The following is a 16905-nucleotide window of genomic DNA, read 5'->3' on the forward strand; positions in this document are numbered from 1 at the left end:
GCTCGCCCCGACCACCACGGCACACCGCCCGAACATCCCGTTGCCCGTTCTGCCCAACCCTGACTGCCCTAACGGGCAGCGCTGCGGTTACGGCGCGGGCGGTGCCAAGTCGGGGACGGTGCCGGGCGGGGACGAGGGGGCGGGTGGTGGGAGGGATCAATCCAGCGGCGGGTGGTGGGAGGGAATGTCTCAGATCACTCCGGCTCGGAGGGCGTAGGCCACCGCGTGCGAGCGGTTGCGGAGGTTGAGGCGGCGGGTGAGGCCGTGGATGACGTTCTTGATCATGCGTTCCGAGTAGCTGAGCTCGACGGCGATCTCGGCGGTGTCCAGGCCGTCGGCCATCAGCCGCAGCACGTGGATCTCCCGGGCGGTGAGGCCGGAGGCGGTGAGGCCGCGCGGGGCGAGCAGGTCGCGCTGGATGCGGTCGAGGTGCTTGAGCAGGCCGCCGACCAGGTCCGGGCCGAGCACCCCGCCGCCGTCCGCCGCGGCGAGCACCGCGTGCGCCAGCCTGCTCCCCGTGGCGGCGGCCCGCGGCAGCACCGCGACCACCCGGCACTCCACCGCGGTCAGCAGCTCCGCCTCGGTGACCCCGTCGGCGACCAGCACCACCGGTGTGCCGAACTCGGCCGCCGCCTCGCGCAGTTGCGCGACCACGTCCGGGGTGAACCGGTCCGCGCCGACGACCAGCACCGCGGTCGCCGCCGTGTGCCTGCCCGCGACCTCGACCCGCGGTTGCGCCGCCAGCTGCCCGCTCAGCCCCGCCAACGTGAGCGGGTCCGCAGACCGCACGGCGACCTGGACTCCTGCCATCGTGTTCCCCTCCCCGACGCCTGTGTGGCACCAGCCTGTCGGGGCTGACTCAACGAAACCTTCACGCCTGTTCCGGCAGGCCCGCCGCCCGCCGGAACGCCTCGATGTACTTGGGCAGCTCGACCAGCGCCTGCTCCCAGCGACCCGCGGTGATCTGCTCGGCGAACACCGAGTCGACCACCGCCTGGTCCACCTCGGGCACCAGCCGGTCGCCCGCGGTCTCGCGGAGCCTGCGCGACATCTCCGCCAGCCGGACCCGGCCGCGCACCGCCTCCAGCGTCGCCAGCAGCTCGGCGATCACCCGCCTGCCCACCTCGGGCTCGACCACCAGCCAGCCGCGTTCGGCGAGTTGGAGGAACAACTCGCCCGCGAACCCCTCGGCCCCGGCGCCGTCGTCGTCTTCCCCGGACCAGATGTCCATCCCACCTCCGCAGACCGGTCCAGCCCACCACGGGCGGCCGCGGTCGTGGAAGCACCCGCGGCCCGCTCTGCCCGGGCACACCGGCCGAAGTGCCCGCCGAGACCGTGACCACGGGTTGTTGCGGGCGTGCGGGAATCCGCCCTACCGTCGTGGTGACCGGGGTGTGGCGGAGGGTGATGGCGGCCGAGGCTGGGCGGGGCGGGGGCGGGCTGTGGGCTGGGCTGCTCGGACCGGTCGAGGCGCGCCGCGGCGGTGCCGCGCTCCCGCTGGGGTCGGCTGGCAGGCAGGCGGTGTTCGCGGTCCTCGCGCTGGGCGCCGGTCAGGTCGTGCCCAGGGACCGGCTGGTCGATGGGCTGTGGGAGCGCCCACCGGCCAGCGCGGCGCGGATCATCCAGACCTACGTCGGCGACCTGCGGCGGGTGCTGGAGCCCGATCGGGCCAGGTGGACCTCCGGGCGGCTGCTGCGCACGACCGACGCCGGGTACGTCCTCGACCTGCCCGACGACGGCGTGGACGTGCGGGTCCTCGACCGGCTCCGGACGCGGTCCGACCTGGCCGCCGTGGACGCGGCGCTGGCGCTGTGGCGCGGTGAGCCGCTCTCCGGGGTGTCCGGCCCGTTCGCCGACGGCCAGCGCGTCCGGCTCGGCGAGACCCGGCTGTCGCTGGTGGAGACCAGGATGCGGCTGCTGGTCGACGCGGGCCGGGCCGAGGACGCGGCGGCCGAGTTGGCGGTGCTGACCGAGGAGCACCCCGAGCGCGACGGCCTGCGGGCGCTGCTGATGACGGCGCTGGCGGCGGGTGGTCGGCCCGCGCAGGCCATCGAGGTGTTCCACCGCGGCCGGGCCGGTCCCGACCTGCTCGCCCTGCACGAACGCATCCTCACCGGCACCCAGCCCGGTCGGGTCGACAGCGGCTTCGTCGGCAGGCGGGCCGAGGTGGCGGCACTGCGCGCGGTCGCGGCCCGGCCCGGCGGTCTCGTGCTGGTCGAGGGGGTGGCGGGCGCGGGCAAGTCCGCGTTGCTGCGCGCGGCCCTCGCCGACACCGACGTCACCTGGTTCACGCCCGGCCTGCCCGAGCCGCGGTCCGGTCTTGTGGTCGTCGACGGCCCGGACCCGGCTGCCCTGGGTTGGAGCGTTCCGCTGGTCGTCGCAGCTCGGCCGGGGCACGCCTTGCGCGCGCGGGCGACCAGGGTGATCACCCTCGGGCCGCTCGCCGACTCGGACATCGCCGCGCTGACCACCGCCCTCGGTGCCCCCGAACTCGCCGCGGCGGCCGTCCGGGAGTCCGGGGGGAGCCCGGGCTTCGCCGCTGCCCTGGTCGACGCCGGTGGTGACGCCGAGCAGGTCGCCCGCGCCACGACCGCCGCGTTGGCACCGGAACTGCTGGAGCCGCTGCGCCGCGTGGCCCTGCTCGGCGAGTACGGACCCCGCGCCCAGGTCGTGGCCGCGCACCCGGGCGACCGGTGGCTGGGCGCCGCTGTGGCGGCCGGTGTCCTGTGCGAGTCGGGCGACCAGGTGGGGTTCGCCCAGCCGTCGCTGCGCAGGGCCCTGCTCGCGGGCCTGCCGCGCGCCGTGCGGGTCGTCCTGCACCGTGAACTGGCCAGGGACCTCGCCGCCGCGGGGGCGCCCGCCGACCGGGTCGCCCACCACCTGCTCGACGGCGCCGCCACCATCCACGGCTGGGCGTCCGACTGGATCGCGGGCAACGTCGACGCCATGTCCCCGGGTCTCGCGGTCCGGGTGCTGCGACACGCCGTGGGCCAGGACGCGCTGCCGTCGTCGGCCCGCACCGGTTTCACCGCGGCACTGGTCCGGTTGCTCCTGACGGGCGAACCAGCCGCCACCGAACAGGGGACGAACGGGAAGTGAACCTCCCGCCGCCCCCGCCCGTGACGGGATGGTGGACCTGATGCGAGAGGAACCGGTACGGGTGCGCGTGCTCGGGCCGATGCGGGCCTGGCGCGGCGACACCGAGCTGGAGCTGGGGCCTGCCAGGCAGCGCGCCGTGCTCGGCATGCTCGCCGCCAAGGCCGGGTTCGCCGTGCCCGCCGCGGACCTGGTCGACGGCGTGTGGGGCGAGTCCCCGCCTGCCAGCGCCCGCGGCAGCCTGCACACCTACGTGTCCGGCCTGCGCCGCGCGCTCGGCCCCGCGCGCACCCTCCTGGAGTCGACCACCGCCGGGTACCGGCTGCACCTCGACCCCGCCGCCGTCGACGCCACCGCGTTCGACCACGCCCGCGCGGTCGCGGCCCGCCAGGGTGCGGACGGCGACTGGCAGGGGGCGCGCAGCCGTCTCGACGACGCCCTGACCCTCTGGCACGGCGACGCCTACGCGGGGGTGCCCGGACCGTCCGCCGAACTGGAGCGGCACCGGCTGGCCGAGTCCCTGGCCCGCGTGCTGGAGCTGCGGGTGCGCGCGGCGATGGAACTGGGCGCGCACACCGAGGTCGTCGCCGAGCTGACCGAGTTGGTCGCCCGCGACCCACGGCACGAGTTGCTGCGCGAACACCTGATGCTCGCCCTGCACCGCGCGGGTCGGCGCGGCGAGGCCCTCGTCGTCTATGACGACACCCGGCGTGTCCTCGCCGAACTCGGCATCGAGCCCGGACCGGCCCTGCGGTCGCTGCGTGAGCGGATCGTGGCGCGTGACCCCGCGCTGCACCACCAGGCCGACCGGTTGCTGGTCGCGCCGGTCACCGTCACCCGGTCCGCGCGGCTGCTCGGCCGTGAGCGCGAGGTGGGAGCGCTGCGCGGGCTGGTCGCCGAGGCTGCCGCGGGTCGTGGGCGCGCGGTGTGGGTGGAGGGCGAGCCGGGGCTCGGGAAGTCCGCGCTGCTGGCCGAGGCGCTCGCCGACGCGGGTGAGCTGGGTTGTCAGCTGGCGTGGGCGACCGCGGGGGACCAGGCGCCGCTCGGGGTGATCCTGCGCTGCCTCGCGGTGGACGTCGACTCACCGGACCCGCACCGCGCGGACCTCGCCGCCCAACTCACCCAGGACCCGGCGCACCACGGCTGGGGGCCTGCCGACCCGACCCCGGCCGCGGTCGACCGGCTGCTCGACCTCGTCGACCGGGTGTGCGCGGCGGCGCCCTTGGTGCTGGTCGTTGATGACCTGCACCGCGCCGACCCGGCCAGTGTGCTGGTCTGGCACCGGTTGGCCGCGGCGACCCGCCAGCTCCCGCTGCTGCTCGTCGCCGCCACCCGACCCGCGCCCGGCAACGCCGAGGTGAGCCGGGCACGGCGCGGTGTGCTGACCAGAGGCGGGCACCTGCTCACGTTGTCCCCGTTGGCAACCGCCGATGCCGAGTCGCTGCTCGGTGGTCTCGTCGGCGCCGAACCGGGACCCCGGCTGCGGGAGATGGCGGCGCGGGCCGCGGGCAATCCGTTGTACCTGCGGGAGATGGCGCACGGATTGCTGCGTACGGACGCGGTCGAGGTGACTGGCGGGGTCGCCGAGGTCGCCCTGAGCACCGTGGCGCTCGCGCCGCAGTCGTTGCTGTCGGCGGTGCACCAGACCGTCGAACTGCTCTCGCCTGACACCCGCGCTTTGCTGCGCTCGGCGGCGTTGCTGGGTGCGGAGTTCGGCGTCGAGGAACTCGCCGAGGTAGCGGGCCTGGGCGTGGCCGAGCTGGTCGGGCGGTTGGACGAGGCGCTGACCGCGTCGGTCGTGGTGGAGGCGGGCGACCGGTTGGCGTTCCGGCATTCCCTGCTGCACCAAGCGGTGTACGAGAGCATCCCGGCGGCGGACCGGGTCACCGCGCACCGGGCCGCCGCCGAGGCGTTGACCAGGGTCGGGGCGACGGTCGAGCGGGTCGCCGAACACCTTGCGGCGGGGGAGGTCCCGGCCGATCCGTGGGTGGTCAGGTGGCTAGGCGCGCACCACGCCGTGATCGTCAACCGCGCGCCGCTGGTCGCCGTCGCGGTGCTGCAGCGGGTGGTCGACACCGGTGCGGGCGCAGCTGATCTTGAGGCCGCCCTCGCTCGTGCCTTGTTCCGGCTGGGCCGCGACCCGTCCCGCGCGGCGGCCGCTTCCCTTGCGGGGACAGGTGATCCGGCGGTGGCGGCGGAGATGCGGCACGTGCTGGCCGCCGCGCGGCACCGGTCGGGCCAGGTCACTGAGGCGATCGCCAGACTGCGGGCCGCGCTTGACGTCGCCGACGCGCCCGAGTTGTGGCGGGTCCGGCACCAGTCGCTGCTGGCCAACTTCCGGCGCGGGGACCTCACCGACCTGGCCGCCGCGGAACGGGCAGCGCTGGTGGCCCACGCCGAGGCGGACGCGGCGTACCCGAGGGCACACGCCGCGCAGACGCTGTGGTTGGTGCACTCCATGCGCCGGGACCACCCGCGGGCCCTCGCCTGGGTCGACCGCGCGCTCGCCGAGGTGGGCGCGCACGCCGAACTGCGGTTCGACCTGCTGGACAACCGGATGTTCACCCTGCAGAACCTCGACCGGCTGGCCGAGGCCGAGCAGTCGCTGCGCACCGCCCGCGAGGTCGCCGCCCGCGACGACCTGCCAGCCGGGATGCAGGTGTCGGCCGCGGTGCACCACTTCTGGACCGGCCGCTGGGACGAGGCGCTCGCCGAACTCGAGACCGTCACCGAGGACGGCCCGGCGATCACCTTCTACGGCATGCGCGAACCCGGCTCCGCTGCCCTGCTGCTGCACGGCGTCGCCGCCCTCATCGCCGGTCGCCGCGGTGACCGGGCCCAGGCCGCCGCCCACCTCGACGCGGCGCGGGCGTTCGAACCGAGCACCGCGTCCGAAAGGGAGAGTTGCGACTTCCACCTGGCCGCAATGGCTTTGGCCGCCGAGCAACGCGGCGACCTCGCGGAAGCACTGCGGTTGCTCGATCCCGTGCTACGCCCCGACTACGCCCGCATGATGCTGCGCCACCAGTGGCTGCCCCAGGTCGTCCGCCTGGCCATGGCGGCGGGTCGGGAATCCGTGGCCTCGGCGGCGGTGCGGGTGTGCGCGGAGGAAGCCGCCAACGAGGTGACCCCGGCCCGTGCGGCGGCCGCCCTGGCCCACTGCCGCACCCTGCTCACCGGCGACCCCGAACCCGCCCTGACCGCCGCCACCCACTACCGCGCCGTCGGCCGCCCGGTCGAACTCGCCGCCACGTTGGCCGACGCCACCACCGCCCTCGCCACCGCGGGCCGCACGACCGAGGCCCGGGCGACCCGAGCAGAGGCCACCTCCCTGTTCACCACCACCTCGTCCCACTGGGACCTGCACCGCCTCGACACCCACATGCTCACCCTCGGCCACCCCCCGGACCCCTCCACCACCCCCGCCCGCGACGCACTGTCCCCTGTGGAGCAACGCATCGCCGACCTGGTGGCCCAGGGCATGCCCAACCCCGACATCGGCCTGCTCCTGCGCCTGCCCCGGCGCACCGTCCAGTCCCACGTCGCCACGATCCTGACCAAGCTCGGCTCGTCCTCCCGCGCCACCATCACCGCCCACATCGCCTGAGGTCTCAACCAAGACCCGCCCCGATGGCGAGGAGCACCAGGTGCACCCGGTCGCGGGCGGCCAGCTTCATCAGCAGGCTGCGCAGGTGCGCCTTCACCGTGCCCGGGCTGATGTGCAGGTGCTCGGCGATCTCCCGGTTGGTCATGCCGCGCGCCACCAGGACCAGGACCTCCCGTTCCCGTTCGGTGATCGGCAACCTGGCCGGGACCGGGGGCGGCACGGGGCGGGCGGTGAACTCGGCGATGAGCCGTCGGGTGGTGGTGGGAGCCAGCAACGCCTCGCCCGCGGCGATCACCCGGAGCGCGGCGAGCAGATCCCGCGGCGGGGTGTCCTTGAGCAGGAACCCACTGGCCCCGGCCCGCAGGGCGGCGTGAACGTGCTCGTCGAGGTCGAAGGTGGTCAACACCAGCACCCGCGCCGCGGTCGACGCGGTGACCCTGGCGGTCGCGGCCACCCCGTCCAACCCCGGCATCCGGATGTCCATCAGCACCACGTCCGGCCGCAGGTCACGGGCCAACTCGACCGCCCGCAACCCGTCCTCGGCCGCACCGACGACGGTGAGATCCTCGGCCGAGTCGACGATCCCACACAACCCCGCCCGCATCAGATCCTGGTCGTCGGCGACCAGCACGCGCGTGCTCATGCGGGCACCTCGGCGAGTGGGAGTCGGGCCAGCACCGAGAACCCGCCGTCGGGCACCGGCCCTGCTTCGACTGTGTCGTCGTGCGCTGTTGCCTGCTCCGGCATCGGGTCTTGGTGGTCGGCGACCAGCACGCGTGTGCTCATGCGGGCACCTCGGCGAGTGGGAGTCGGGCGCGTACCGTGAACCCGTCGTCGGGCACCGGCCCTGCTTCGATTGTGTCGTCGTGCGCTGTTGCCTGCTCCGGCATCAGGTCTTGGTCGTCGGTGACCAGTGCGCGTGTGGTGTTCATGCGGGTTCCTCGGCGTGTGGGAGTCGGGCCCGCACGACGAACCCGCCGTCGGGTACCGGGTCCCGCCTCGATTGTGTCGTCGTGCGCTGTTGCCTGCTTCTGCATCGGGTCTTGGTCGTCGGTGACCAGTGCGTGTGTGGTGTTCATGCGGGCACCTCGCCGTGTGGGAGTCGGGCCTGTACCGCGAATCCGCCGTCGGGGGCTGGTCCTGCTTCGACTGTCTCGTCGTGCGACGGCGTCCGCTCCGGCATCAGGTCTTGGTCGTCGGTGACCAGTGCGCGTGTGGTGTTCACGCGGGCACCTCGGCGAGCGGGAGTCGGGCGCGTACCGCGATCCGCCGTCGGGGGCTGGTCCTGTCTCGACTGTCTCGCCGTGTGACGGCGCCCGCTCCGGCATCGGGTCCTGGTCGTCGGCGACCGGCACGCGTGTGGTGTTCATGCGGGTTCCTCGGCGTGTGGGGGTCGGGCCTGTACCGGCGAATCTGCTGTCGGACGCTGGTCCTGCTTCGATTGTGTCGCTGCGTGCTGTTGCCTGCTTCTGCATCGGGTCTTGGTCGTCGGCCACCAGCACGCGCGCGGCGCTCATGCGGGCACCTCGCCGTGCGGGAGTCGGGCGCGTATCGCGAACCCGCCGTCGGGCACCGGCCCTGCCTCGGTCGTGCGGCCGTGTGCTGCTGCCCGTTCCTGCATCGGGTCTTGGTGGTCGGTGACCAGTGCGTGTGTGGTGTTCATGCGGGTACCTCGACCAGCGGGAGTCGGGCGTGTACAGCGAACCCACCGTCGGGGGCTGGTCCTGCTTCGACTGTGTCGTCGTGCGACGGCGCCTGCTTCCGGATCGGGTCTTGGTGGTCGGTGACCAGTGCGTGTGTGGTGTTCGCGCGGTCACCTCGGCGAGCGGGAGTCGGGCGCGTACCGCGAATCTGCCGTCGAGGCGCTAGTCCTGCTGCGATTGTGTCGCTGTGCGCTGTTGCCTGCTTCCGGATCGGGTCTTGGTCGTCGGCGACCAGCACGTGCGTGCTCACGCGGGCACCTCGACCAGCGGGAGCCGGGCCCGTACCGCGAATCCACCACCGGGCACCGGCCCTGCCTCGACCGTCCCGCCGTGCGCCGCTGCCCGCTCTCGCATCCCGGCGAGCCCGTGCCCGGTCCCGGCCGGGCCGCCGCGGCCGTGGTCGACGACGGCTACGCACAGTGCGTCGTCGGTGGTCTCGATGGTGAGCACGCAGGAGTCGGTCGCCGCGTGCTTGACCACGTTGGTCAGCGCCTCCTGCGCGATCCGGTACGCGGACACGTCGACGCCCGCGGGGATGTCGCGGCCCCCGCCGCGGGTCACGACCTCGACCGCGACGCCCGCTGCTCGGGTTCTGGCCACCAGTTCGCCCAAGTTGGCCAGGCCCGGCGGCCCGGTGCCGTCGTTGGGTTCGGCGCGCAGGATGCCGAGCAGGCGGCGCATCTCCACCAGGGTCGCGCGGCCGGTGGTCTCGATCGCGTCGAGGGCGGCGCGCGCCTGGTGCGGTCGGTTGTCGACCACCAGGCCCGCGTACCCCGCCTGCACGGTGATCACGCTCATGCCGTGGGCGATCACGTCGTGCAGGTCGCGGGCGATGCGCAGCCGCTCGGCCACGACGCCCTGCCTGGCCAGCGCCGCCTCCGCCTCGGCGCGGCGGATCCGTTCGGCGACGGCGGCGCGGTGTCCGCCCACCACCAGCCCGACCAACCACGCGATCACCAGCACCAACCCCGGGAGGATGACGTCGTGCCGGTGAGCGAGAACCGTCGCCAGCGCGGCGAGCAGGACCACGGCGCCGACTCGCCTGCCCGCGCCCGCCGCCGAGTACAGCACCAGCACCCACGGCAGCACGACCAGCCACGTGGACGACAGCGGCAGCGCGGCCACCACCAGCAGGCAGGCGCCGATCAACGGCCACCGGTCGCGCACGACCACCGCCGCGCACGAGAGCAGCAGGCAGAGCACGCCGAGCAACCCGATCCGCGCGGGCAGGGCGGCGATCCCGTCCGGACTGAGCCGGAATGTCGCGTGTGGACTGTTCTGGACGAACAGGACAGAACCGAGCACCGCGCCGTGGACCACCACGGCCACGGCGTCGACCCACCGACCGAACCTGTGGCGCATGCCCCGACGCTAGGGGAAGTCCGCGGCCGTGACGTCAGCCCACGGTCGTACGCCCAGGGGCGGGGGCGCCGGTCGCGGAACCACCTCGCGGGCTGATGAAACCCCTGCCGGGACCGGAAACCCTGAGCGGGCAACACCCGACTCCACAGGGAGGTCCCATGCGATTCAGCCGTCTGGCAGCGGTGGTCCCGCTCGCCGCGAGCCTGCTACTGGGCACCGGCGCCGCCGCGAGCCCACTCGTCCTCACCCTGCCGCCGCCGACCGGTCCCCACCCGGTCGGCACCACGGCACTGCACCTGGTCGACCACCAGCGCACCGACCCGTGGGGAGGGTCGGTCAGGGAACTGATGATCAGCCTCTGGTACCCGGCCCGCGACACCGGGCGCTACCCCGTCGCGCCCTGGTTGCCACCCGCCGCCGCGGCCCGGTACGCGATCGACAACGGTGTCGCGCCGGGCGACCTGCGCGTCCCCGACACCCACGGTCACGACGGTGCGCCGGTCGACCGGTGTGGCAGGTTGCCCGTGGTGCTGTACTCGCCGGGCAACGACTCCTTCCGATCGGCCAACACCGTGGTGGTCGAGGAGTTGGCGAGCCGCGGGTACCTCGTGGTCACCATCGACCACACCCACGACGGTCTCGTCGAGTTCCCCGGCGGGCGGGTGAGCGTGCCGGTGCCTGACGGCCCGGTGACTGGCGAGGCGATGGCCGCGGCCAGGGTCGCCGACGTCCGGTTCGTGCTCGACCAGCTCACCGCCCTCGACGCGGGCGCCAACCCGGACGTCGACGGGCACCCGCTGCCCCGCGGCCTGCGCGGCGGCGTCGACCTGACCCGGATCGGCATGTTCGGCTACTCGGCCGGGGCGACGACCACCGCGGCCACCCTGTACGCCGACTCGCGGGTACGGGCCGGGATCGGCGTGGACGGCGCGGTCACCGGCCCGGTCGTCACCGCGGGCCTGGACCGCCCGTACCTGCTGATGAACGCCCGCGCGTCCCGGCAGACCCTCCCGGACCTGGCGACGTTCTGGTCCAACCTGCGGGCCTGGAAGCGCGACATCACCCTCACCGGCGCCGCCCACGCCACCTACGGCGACCTGGCCGTCCTGCTCCCGCAGGCGGCAGCACTGCTGGGCCTGAACCAGGCAGAGGTCGAGGCCGAGATCGGCACAGTGGCCCCGGCCCGCTCGATCGCCGTGCAACGGGCCTACCCGACAGCCTTCTTCGACCAGCACCTACGACACACCGGCCACCTCCTGGACGGCCCATCCCCCCGATTCCCCGAGGTCGTCTTCACCCCGTGACCGTCGCTCAGCCGAGCGCGCCGAGCAGGGTCCGCAGGGCAGCCTGCTCCGCGCCCTGGTCGGGGCTGCCCGCGCGGAGCTCTCCCAGCACGGCGTCGACCTTGCCGTCGAGATCGGTCCAGGCGGCGCTGTCGCGGGGCTTGAGGCGGCCTTGCGCCTGGTCCCACGCGGTCTCGAGGTCACCGACGCGGGTGGTGGCGCCCGCCTGGTCGCCGGTGTCCAGGCGGTCGAGGGTGTCCTGGGTGATGACGCGGAAGGAGGACAGGTCACCCAGGCGGGCCGACGGTGGCGCGCCCACGGCTGCTGCCGCGGCGGCGTCGCGAAGCGCTGACGTGCGCAGGTAGTAGCCGGTCGTGCCGAGAGCCAGCACGATGGCGACCACGGCCACCGCCTGCCAGAGCCCGCCGCGGGTCTCGGGTTCCCGCGCGCGGGGCGTGCTGTCGGCCTTGGTGACAGACAGTCCGACAAGGATGCCCACGATGCCCACACCGAAGATCGCGCTGGTCACGGTCGCCCCGAGACCGAGGCCGCCCAGCTCGACCGGCTGGGACAGGTAGTCGCCGAGGGAGGCGCCCAGCGGGCGGGTCAGCACGTAGACGAGCCAGAACGCCAGAACCGGGTGCAGACCCGCCCGCCAGCCGACCGCGATGACAGCGATCAGCCCGGCGACGATCGGACCGGCCGTCAGGTAGCCCAGGCCGAGGACCTCCGCCATGAGGTCACCGGTCGCGGTGCCGAGGGCGAAGGTGACCAGGATCGCTAACCAGTAGAACGCCTCCCGCCGCGGGGTGCGGACGGAGTGGATCGACAGCGTCCGCTCGACCGCGTACCAGGCCACGAACGTGGCGGCGAGCAGCCCGGCGAAGACCACGGTGCTCGTCTCCAGCGGGACACCCGCGCGGTCGGTCAGGTTGTCGGTCACCAGGGTGCCGAAGACGCTGACCAGCGCCACGGTCGACCAGTACAGCGCCGGGAGGTACCGGGTCGCCCGGAACTGCCACGCCAGCACGACCAGCAGCAGGATCCCGGTGACGGCCGAGGTGCCGCCGAGCCCGAACCCCAGGTTCACGGTGAGGAAGTCCGCGGCCGACTCCCCGACCGTCGTGCACAGCACCTTGACGACCCAGAAGCAGGCGGTGACTTCCGGGACCTTGCTGAGCAGCGCGCGGCCGCGGTCCAGGCGATCTGGGTTCACAGGTGTTCCTTCGGTGTGCAGGGACGAGGAGTCAGTTCCGGAAGGTGAGGAGCCTGCGGGGGATCCGGTCGACGAGGAAGCGGTGGGCCCATAGGCCGGTCGCGCCGATCGCGGCGCCGATGAGGAATCCGATGAGGACGTCGTGCGGGTAGTGGGCGCCGAGGTAGACGCGGGAGACGCCCACCAAGACGGTGATGGCGGTGGCGATCAGGCCGAGGGCGCGGTGGGTGAGCAGGATGGCGACCGCGGCCGCCGCGGCGACGGTGGCGTGGTTGCTGGGCAGGGAGAAGTCCGTGGCGTAGTCGCACGGTGCGATGGTGGGCAGGTGCAGTACCTGGCACGGTCGGGGTTCGCGCACCAGTACCTTCACCACGTTGCTCACCCCGTACGCCAGCAGGACCGCCACCGGCGCCCACACCGCCGTCGCCGCGGCGGCCGGGGTGCGGTGCCGGGCCCGCCGCCACGCCACGACCATCAGCAGGGCCAGCAGCACCAGCGCCCCGTTCGTGTAGACCGACGCGATCGTGTGCAGCCAGGGGGTGCGTTCGGCGAACCCGGTCATGCCCGGCTCCTCGACCGGATCAGCCGGGCGGCGATCGGGAGCACCGACACCACCACGATGACCGCGATGATCGGCAGCAGGTAGGCGTCGACGTTCGGGATCGCGCTGCCGAGCAGGTACCCCGCGACTGTGACGCCGACCGTCCACAGCAGTCCGCCCAGGACCTGCCACAGCGCGAACACCCCGGCCGGTACCCCGGTGAGCCCGGCGAGCGGGTTCAGCACCGTCCGCACCACCGGGATGAACCGGGCCAGCACGATCGCCTTCCGGTGCCCGTAGGACTCCAGGACCCGCTTGCTGTGCGCGACACCGCTGTGCAGGTGCCGGTTGCGCGAGCGTTCCAGCAGGGCGGTCCCACCCCGGCGGCCGATCACGTACCCGGTCTGCGCGCCGAGCAGGGCGCCCGCCGCCGCTGCCGCGATCGTCAGTGGCAACGGCAGGTGCAGCGACGTGCTCGCGGGTGTCGCCGCCAGGACTCCGGCGGTGAACAGCAGCGAGTCCCCGGGCAGGAAGAACCCGATGAGCAAGCCGGTCTCGGCGAACATCACCAGGAACACGCCGAGCGCGCCGAAACCGCTCAGCAGAGAGTGTGGATCGAGCACGGACATAGGGGTCCTTCGCAGCCGGTGGTGTGTGCCATCGACGTTAAGGACCACCGGGTGCGCCCGCGGCGAGCGCAAGGTAAGCGGAAGGCAAAGCGCGGCAACGTTTGCCTTCCGCTTGCCCCCGGCACCCGTCGGCCGACCTAACGTCAAGGGAGATGGAGAGGGGCGAAGATGGAGGTCCTGGTGCTGGTACTCGTGTTCGCGACCTCGGTCGCGGCGGGCATGGGCCTGCACGGCCTGGTGGAGCGGTACCGGTGACGAGCCCATCAGGAGAAACCGCGACGGGCGCACTAAGGTCCCCGGGTATGGCCCGCGTGCTCCTGGTCGAGGACGACGAGACGATCGGGGCCGTGCTGAGCGACAGCCTGCGCAGGCACGGTCACGACGTGCGGTGGGCGCGCACCGCGGCGGCCGCGCTCGCCGACGGCAACGCCTTCGACCTGGCCCTGCTCGACCTCGGCCTGCCCGACCTCGACGGCATCGAGGTGTGCCGCAGGCTGCGCGAGCGGCAGCCGCAGTGCGTGCAGGTGATCCTGACCGCCCGCACCGCCGAGGTCGACGTCGTCCTCGGGCTGGAGGCTGGCGCCGACGACTACCTGACCAAGCCGGTGCGCCTGGCCGAGTTGCACGCGCGGATCCGGGCGCACCTGCGCCGGGAGTCGGCTGGCGCGGGCGCCCAGGTGCTGGAGTTCGGCGCGCTGCGGGTGGACCCGGGCACCCGGCGGGTCACTGTGGACGGTCGGGAGGTCGCGTTGCGGGCCAAGGAGTTCGAGCTGCTGCTGCGGCTGGCCAGGGAGCCGGGCATCGCGGTGCGCCGGGAGGACCTGATGGCCGACGTGTGGGACGCGCACTGGTACGGCTCGACCAAGACGCTGGACGTGCACGTCGCCGCACTGCGCCGGAAACTGGCCGCCGCGGGCGCCACCCCGGAGATCACCACGTTGCGCGGCTACGGCTACCGGCTGGAGTCCCCCGCGGATGCGTAGGCGGATCGTCGTCCTCGTTGTGGTGGCCGCGGCCCTGGCCATCGCGCTGTTCGGCGTGCCGCTGGCCTACGCCGCCGCCCGCTACTACCTGGCCGATGAACGCGTCGAGCTGGAACGCCTGGCCGACGACACGGCGCTGCGGGTGGTCGACGACCTGTTCGCGGGGCGGGCGCCGGACTCGGTGCCCACCGGGGAGAGCGGGTCGGACGTCGCCGTCTACAGCCCAGCCGGGACCAGGGTCGTCGGTACCGGACCGGACGCGCTGGACCCGGCCGGGCCGCGGATCGAGGTGGGCGAGGTCGTCGAGGCCGACACCGCCGCCGAGTTCGTCGTCGTGATCGCCATCGCCAGGGGCGACGAGGTGGTGGGGATCATCCGCGCGGCGAGCCCGACGATCGAGTACTACCAGCGGACCGGGCTCACCTGGGCGGCCATGGTGCTGCTCGGCGGGGTCGCGCTGGCGGGCACCTGGCTGGTCGCGCGCGGCCAGGCGCGCAGGCTCGCCGAGCCGCTGGAACGGTTGGCGGGCACCGCGGCCAGGCTCGGCGACGCGGACTTCACGGCGCGCGCCCGCGACAGCGGCATCCCCGAGGTGGACTCCGTCGGCTCGGCGCTGACGCTCACCGCGCAACGGCTCGACGCCCTGCTGGAGCGGGAGCGCGCGTTCACCGCGGACGCCTCGCACCAGCTGCGCACCCCGCTCGCCGGGCTGCGGCTGCAACTGGAGTCGGCGCTGGAGAACCCCGACGCCGACCCGCGGCGGGCCATCGCCGACGGGATCGACACGACCGACGTGCTGGAACGGACCATCGACGACCTGCTGGCGCTGGCCAGGGACGTGCCGTCGGCGGCGAGCACCGGCCAGGTCGGGGAGATCCTCGACGGGCTGGCCGGGCAGTGGCGGCGGGTGCTGGCCGAGCGGGGACTCGCGGTCGAGGTGACCGGGGAGGCCGCGGCGGCGCTGGTGGCTGGTCCGGTGCTGCGCCAGGTCGTGGCCGTGCTGTTGGACAACGCGGTCGGGCACGGTGCGGGGGAAGTCCGGCTGGCGGCACGGGTGTTGGGCGACACGGTCGCCGTCGACGTCACCGACCAGGGCGTCGGACCGGCGGCGGGCACCGACGTGTTCCGGCGGCGGGCGCACGACAGCGGCGGCCACGGCATCGGTCTCGCGCTGGCCCGCAGGCTCGCCGAGGCCGAGGGAGGACGGCTGCGGTTGCTGCGGACCGACCCGACCCAGTTCACCCTGGTGCTGCCGACCCGCTGATTTGCCCTCGGCTAACCCCGAGCTGACCCGGCGGGCACCGAGCGGTTCCTACCGTTGGCGGCATGACTCCCCAGCGAACGAAACCGTTGCGGCGCAAGCGCCGTCGCCTCATCGCCTTGGTATTGGCCGCTTCGCTCGTGTACCCGACGGTGACCTACGTCCAGGTGCTGGTGTACCCCGGACACGCGAGCTTCGCCGCGCGCACCGTCGACTGGTTGCGGCAGATGGGGCTCGACGCCCCGGTCAACGCGATCGAGAACTGGTGGTACACGCGCAAACAGCCCGGCACCGACGCCCCGGCAGCCGATGCCCTGCCCTCGGCGCGCGCCCCTGGGGTGGCAGCCCCGGGATCCCGCCCCGTCGACCTCACTGTCCATTCGGGACTAGCGGGCGAGGGCAAGTGGGTTCCCGGTGCGCGGGCGGCCGACGGCGGTGCGGCGTTGTACACGACGTTCGTCCGACCGGATCCGGGACACGGCAGCGTGGTCGCCGGGGTGGCGTGGCTCAACCAGGACCTGACAGCGGCCACGCTCGTTCCCGGTACCCGCGAGCCCGGTGGTGCCTCAGGTTCCGGTTACGCCGTCCCGCCCGGGATGCGGTCGAGCCTGCTGGCCACGTTCAACTCCGGGTTCAAGATGCGCGACGCCAACGGTGGCTGGTACCTCGACGGCACCACCGTGGGGACGTTGCGCGACGGCGCCGCCGCGGTGGTGCTCACCCGCGACGGGCGAGTCGGTGTCGGACAGTGGGGCCGGGACTACACCATGGGCCCGAACGTGGTCGCGGTCCGGCAGAACCTCGACCTGGTGATCGACGGCGGTCAGCCCGTGCCGGGACTGGACCAGAACGCGGCGCAGCGCTGGGGCAACGCCCGCAACCAGTTCCAGTACACCTGGCGCTCCGGCCTCGGCCTCGACACCCACGGCAACCTGATCTACGTCGGCGGCGACCACCTCACCCTCCGCACCCTCGCCGACGCCATGCTCCAGTCAGGCATCACCCGCGGCCTGGAACTCGACATCCACACCGGCATGGTCGTCTTCACCGCCTACCACCCCGACTCACCCACCACCGCCCCGACCCGCCTCCTCCCCACCATGGCCAGCCCACCCGACCGCTACCTCGTCCCCGACCAACGCGACTTCTTCGCCATCTCGTTGCGCACACCCGAGTCCCACCAGGCGCTCCAGGGTGTTCCAGGCCGCTGACAGCGTCCACCTC

17 protein-coding genes are annotated in these 16905 nt (G+C 73.7%); 6 read left to right on the forward strand and 11 right to left on the reverse strand.

What is annotated here, in order from left to right:
- Nucleotides 1–189: 189 nt before the first annotated feature.
- Both CLV68_RS12705 and CLV68_RS12710 read right to left on the reverse strand, forming a co-directional pair.
- Nucleotides 190–810: a helix-turn-helix transcriptional regulator gene (locus CLV68_RS12705; RefSeq protein WP_121390534.1), complete on the reverse strand. Its 621-nt coding sequence runs from the start codon at nucleotides 808–810 to the stop codon at nucleotides 190–192.
- A 61-nt stretch (nucleotides 811–871) separates the two neighbouring features.
- Entirely contained in the window at nucleotides 872–1231 is a 360-nt protein-coding gene (locus CLV68_RS12710; RefSeq protein ID WP_121390535.1) for a hypothetical protein, read from the reverse strand.
- A gap of 176 nt (nucleotides 1232–1407) precedes the next feature.
- Here CLV68_RS12710 and CLV68_RS12715 point away from each other — a divergent pair, with 176 nt between their 5' ends.
- On the forward strand, nucleotides 1408–3099 hold the full coding sequence (locus tag CLV68_RS12715) for a BTAD domain-containing putative transcriptional regulator (RefSeq protein WP_147459967.1): 1692 nt from the start codon (nucleotides 1408–1410) through the stop codon (nucleotides 3097–3099).
- A 40-nt stretch (nucleotides 3100–3139) separates the two neighbouring features.
- On the forward strand, nucleotides 3140–6703 hold the full coding sequence (locus tag CLV68_RS12720; protein WP_121391154.1) for a BTAD domain-containing putative transcriptional regulator: 3564 nt from the start codon (nucleotides 3140–3142) through the stop codon (nucleotides 6701–6703).
- Between the two features lie 4 nt (nucleotides 6704–6707).
- On the opposite strand, the gene CLV68_RS12725 is transcribed toward CLV68_RS12720, so the two are convergent.
- The 6 genes from CLV68_RS12725 to CLV68_RS12730 form a co-directional block, all read right to left on the reverse strand.
- Nucleotides 6708–7346: a response regulator gene (locus tag CLV68_RS12725; RefSeq protein ID WP_121390537.1), complete on the reverse strand. Its 639-nt coding sequence runs from the start codon at nucleotides 7344–7346 to the stop codon at nucleotides 6708–6710.
- Nucleotides 7343–7489 (reverse strand): hypothetical protein, encoded by a 147-nt coding sequence (locus CLV68_RS33850; protein WP_170224259.1) that lies wholly within the window; start codon nucleotides 7487–7489, stop codon nucleotides 7343–7345. The genes CLV68_RS12725 and CLV68_RS33850 overlap by 4 nt, the downstream gene beginning before the upstream one ends.
- Nucleotides 7486–7635 carry a hypothetical protein gene (locus CLV68_RS33855; protein WP_170224260.1) on the reverse strand — a complete coding sequence of 50 codons (150 nt, stop codon included), beginning with the start codon at nucleotides 7633–7635 and terminating at the stop codon, nucleotides 7486–7488. Before CLV68_RS33855 ends, CLV68_RS33850 begins: the two co-directional genes overlap by 4 nt.
- A gap of 143 nt (nucleotides 7636–7778) precedes the next feature.
- The gene (locus tag CLV68_RS33860; protein ID WP_170224261.1) at nucleotides 7779–7928 is read right to left on the reverse strand and encodes a hypothetical protein; all 150 of its coding nucleotides are present in this window, start codon (nucleotides 7926–7928) and stop codon (nucleotides 7779–7781) included.
- 288 nt (nucleotides 7929–8216) lie between these two features.
- On the reverse strand, nucleotides 8217–8366 hold the full coding sequence (locus CLV68_RS33865; RefSeq protein ID WP_170224002.1) for an ATP-binding protein: 150 nt from the start codon (nucleotides 8364–8366) through the stop codon (nucleotides 8217–8219).
- A gap of 286 nt (nucleotides 8367–8652) precedes the next feature.
- Entirely contained in the window at nucleotides 8653–9768 is a 1116-nt protein-coding gene (locus CLV68_RS12730; protein WP_121390538.1) for a sensor histidine kinase, read from the reverse strand.
- A 158-nt stretch (nucleotides 9769–9926) separates the two neighbouring features.
- Between CLV68_RS12730 and CLV68_RS12735 the strand changes: the two genes are divergently transcribed.
- The gene (locus tag CLV68_RS12735) at nucleotides 9927–11072 is read left to right on the forward strand and encodes an alpha/beta hydrolase family protein (protein WP_170224262.1); all 1146 of its coding nucleotides are present in this window, start codon (nucleotides 9927–9929) and stop codon (nucleotides 11070–11072) included.
- 7 nt (nucleotides 11073–11079) lie between these two features.
- On the opposite strand, the gene CLV68_RS12740 is transcribed toward CLV68_RS12735, so the two are convergent.
- The 3 genes from CLV68_RS12740 to CLV68_RS12750 are packed head-to-tail and all read right to left on the reverse strand — an operon-like array spanning nucleotide 11080 to nucleotide 13437.
- Nucleotides 11080–12267 carry a COG4705 family protein gene (locus CLV68_RS12740; RefSeq protein ID WP_121390540.1) on the reverse strand — a complete coding sequence of 396 codons (1188 nt, stop codon included), beginning with the start codon at nucleotides 12265–12267 and terminating at the stop codon, nucleotides 11080–11082.
- Between the two features lie 31 nt (nucleotides 12268–12298).
- Complete coding sequence (locus tag CLV68_RS12745; protein WP_121390541.1) at nucleotides 12299–12829, reverse strand: phosphatase PAP2 family protein; 531 nt, start codon at nucleotides 12827–12829, stop codon at nucleotides 12299–12301.
- A complete protein-coding gene (locus CLV68_RS12750; protein ID WP_121390542.1) occupies nucleotides 12826–13437 on the reverse strand; it encodes a DedA family protein in 612 nt (203 codons plus the stop codon). The genes CLV68_RS12745 and CLV68_RS12750 overlap by 4 nt, the downstream gene beginning before the upstream one ends.
- Before the next feature lie 302 nt (nucleotides 13438–13739).
- Here CLV68_RS12750 and CLV68_RS12755 point away from each other — a divergent pair, with 302 nt between their 5' ends.
- The 3 genes from CLV68_RS12755 to CLV68_RS34710 all read left to right on the forward strand — a co-directional run bounded on the left by CLV68_RS12755 (nucleotide 13740) and on the right by CLV68_RS34710 (nucleotide 16892).
- Nucleotides 13740–14420 (forward strand): response regulator transcription factor, encoded by a 681-nt coding sequence (locus CLV68_RS12755; RefSeq protein ID WP_121390543.1) that lies wholly within the window; start codon nucleotides 13740–13742, stop codon nucleotides 14418–14420.
- Entirely contained in the window at nucleotides 14413–15684 is a 1272-nt protein-coding gene (locus tag CLV68_RS12760) for a sensor histidine kinase (protein ID WP_121390544.1), read from the forward strand. Before CLV68_RS12755 ends, CLV68_RS12760 begins: the two co-directional genes overlap by 8 nt.
- Before the next feature lie 62 nt (nucleotides 15685–15746).
- Complete coding sequence (locus tag CLV68_RS34710) at nucleotides 15747–16892, forward strand: hypothetical protein (protein ID WP_211346482.1); 1146 nt, start codon at nucleotides 15747–15749, stop codon at nucleotides 16890–16892.
- The last annotated feature ends 13 nt before the right edge of the window (nucleotides 16893–16905 follow it).

This window comes from Actinokineospora cianjurensis (assembly GCF_003663795.1).
Classification (GTDB): Bacteria; Actinomycetota; Actinomycetes; order Mycobacteriales; family Pseudonocardiaceae; genus Actinokineospora; species Actinokineospora terrae.

Coding starts and splice junctions, on each gene's coding strand:
- CLV68_RS12720 (WP_121391154.1), top strand. CDS start 3,140: ATGCGAGAGGAACCGGTACGGGTGCGCGTGCTCGGGCCGATGCGGGCC.
- CLV68_RS12745 (WP_121390541.1), bottom strand. CDS start 12,829: ATGACCGGGTTCGCCGAACGCACCCCCTGGCTGCACACGATCGCGTCG.
- CLV68_RS34710 (WP_211346482.1), top strand. CDS start 15,747: ATGACTCCCCAGCGAACGAAACCGTTGCGGCGCAAGCGCCGTCGCCTC.
- CLV68_RS33850 (WP_170224259.1), bottom strand. CDS start 7,489: ATGAGCACACGCGTGCTGGTCGCCGACCACCAAGACCCGATGCCGGAG.
- CLV68_RS33855 (WP_170224260.1), bottom strand. CDS start 7,635: ATGAACACCACACGCGCACTGGTCACCGACGACCAAGACCTGATGCCG.
- CLV68_RS12715 (WP_147459967.1), top strand. CDS start 1,408: ATGGCGGCCGAGGCTGGGCGGGGCGGGGGCGGGCTGTGGGCTGGGCTG.
- CLV68_RS12725 (WP_121390537.1), bottom strand. CDS start 7,346: ATGAGCACGCGCGTGCTGGTCGCCGACGACCAGGATCTGATGCGGGCG.
- CLV68_RS12705 (WP_121390534.1), bottom strand. CDS start 810: ATGGCAGGAGTCCAGGTCGCCGTGCGGTCTGCGGACCCGCTCACGTTG.
- CLV68_RS33865 (WP_170224002.1), bottom strand. CDS start 8,366: ATGAACACCACACACGCACTGGTCACCGACCACCAAGACCCGATGCAG.
- CLV68_RS12760 (WP_121390544.1), top strand. CDS start 14,413: ATGCGTAGGCGGATCGTCGTCCTCGTTGTGGTGGCCGCGGCCCTGGCC.
- CLV68_RS12735 (WP_170224262.1), top strand. CDS start 9,927: ATGCGATTCAGCCGTCTGGCAGCGGTGGTCCCGCTCGCCGCGAGCCTG.
- CLV68_RS12730 (WP_121390538.1), bottom strand. CDS start 9,768: ATGCGCCACAGGTTCGGTCGGTGGGTCGACGCCGTGGCCGTGGTGGTC.
- CLV68_RS12750 (WP_121390542.1), bottom strand. CDS start 13,437: ATGTCCGTGCTCGATCCACACTCTCTGCTGAGCGGTTTCGGCGCGCTC.
- CLV68_RS12710 (WP_121390535.1), bottom strand. CDS start 1,231: ATGGACATCTGGTCCGGGGAAGACGACGACGGCGCCGGGGCCGAGGGG.
- CLV68_RS12755 (WP_121390543.1), top strand. CDS start 13,740: ATGGCCCGCGTGCTCCTGGTCGAGGACGACGAGACGATCGGGGCCGTG.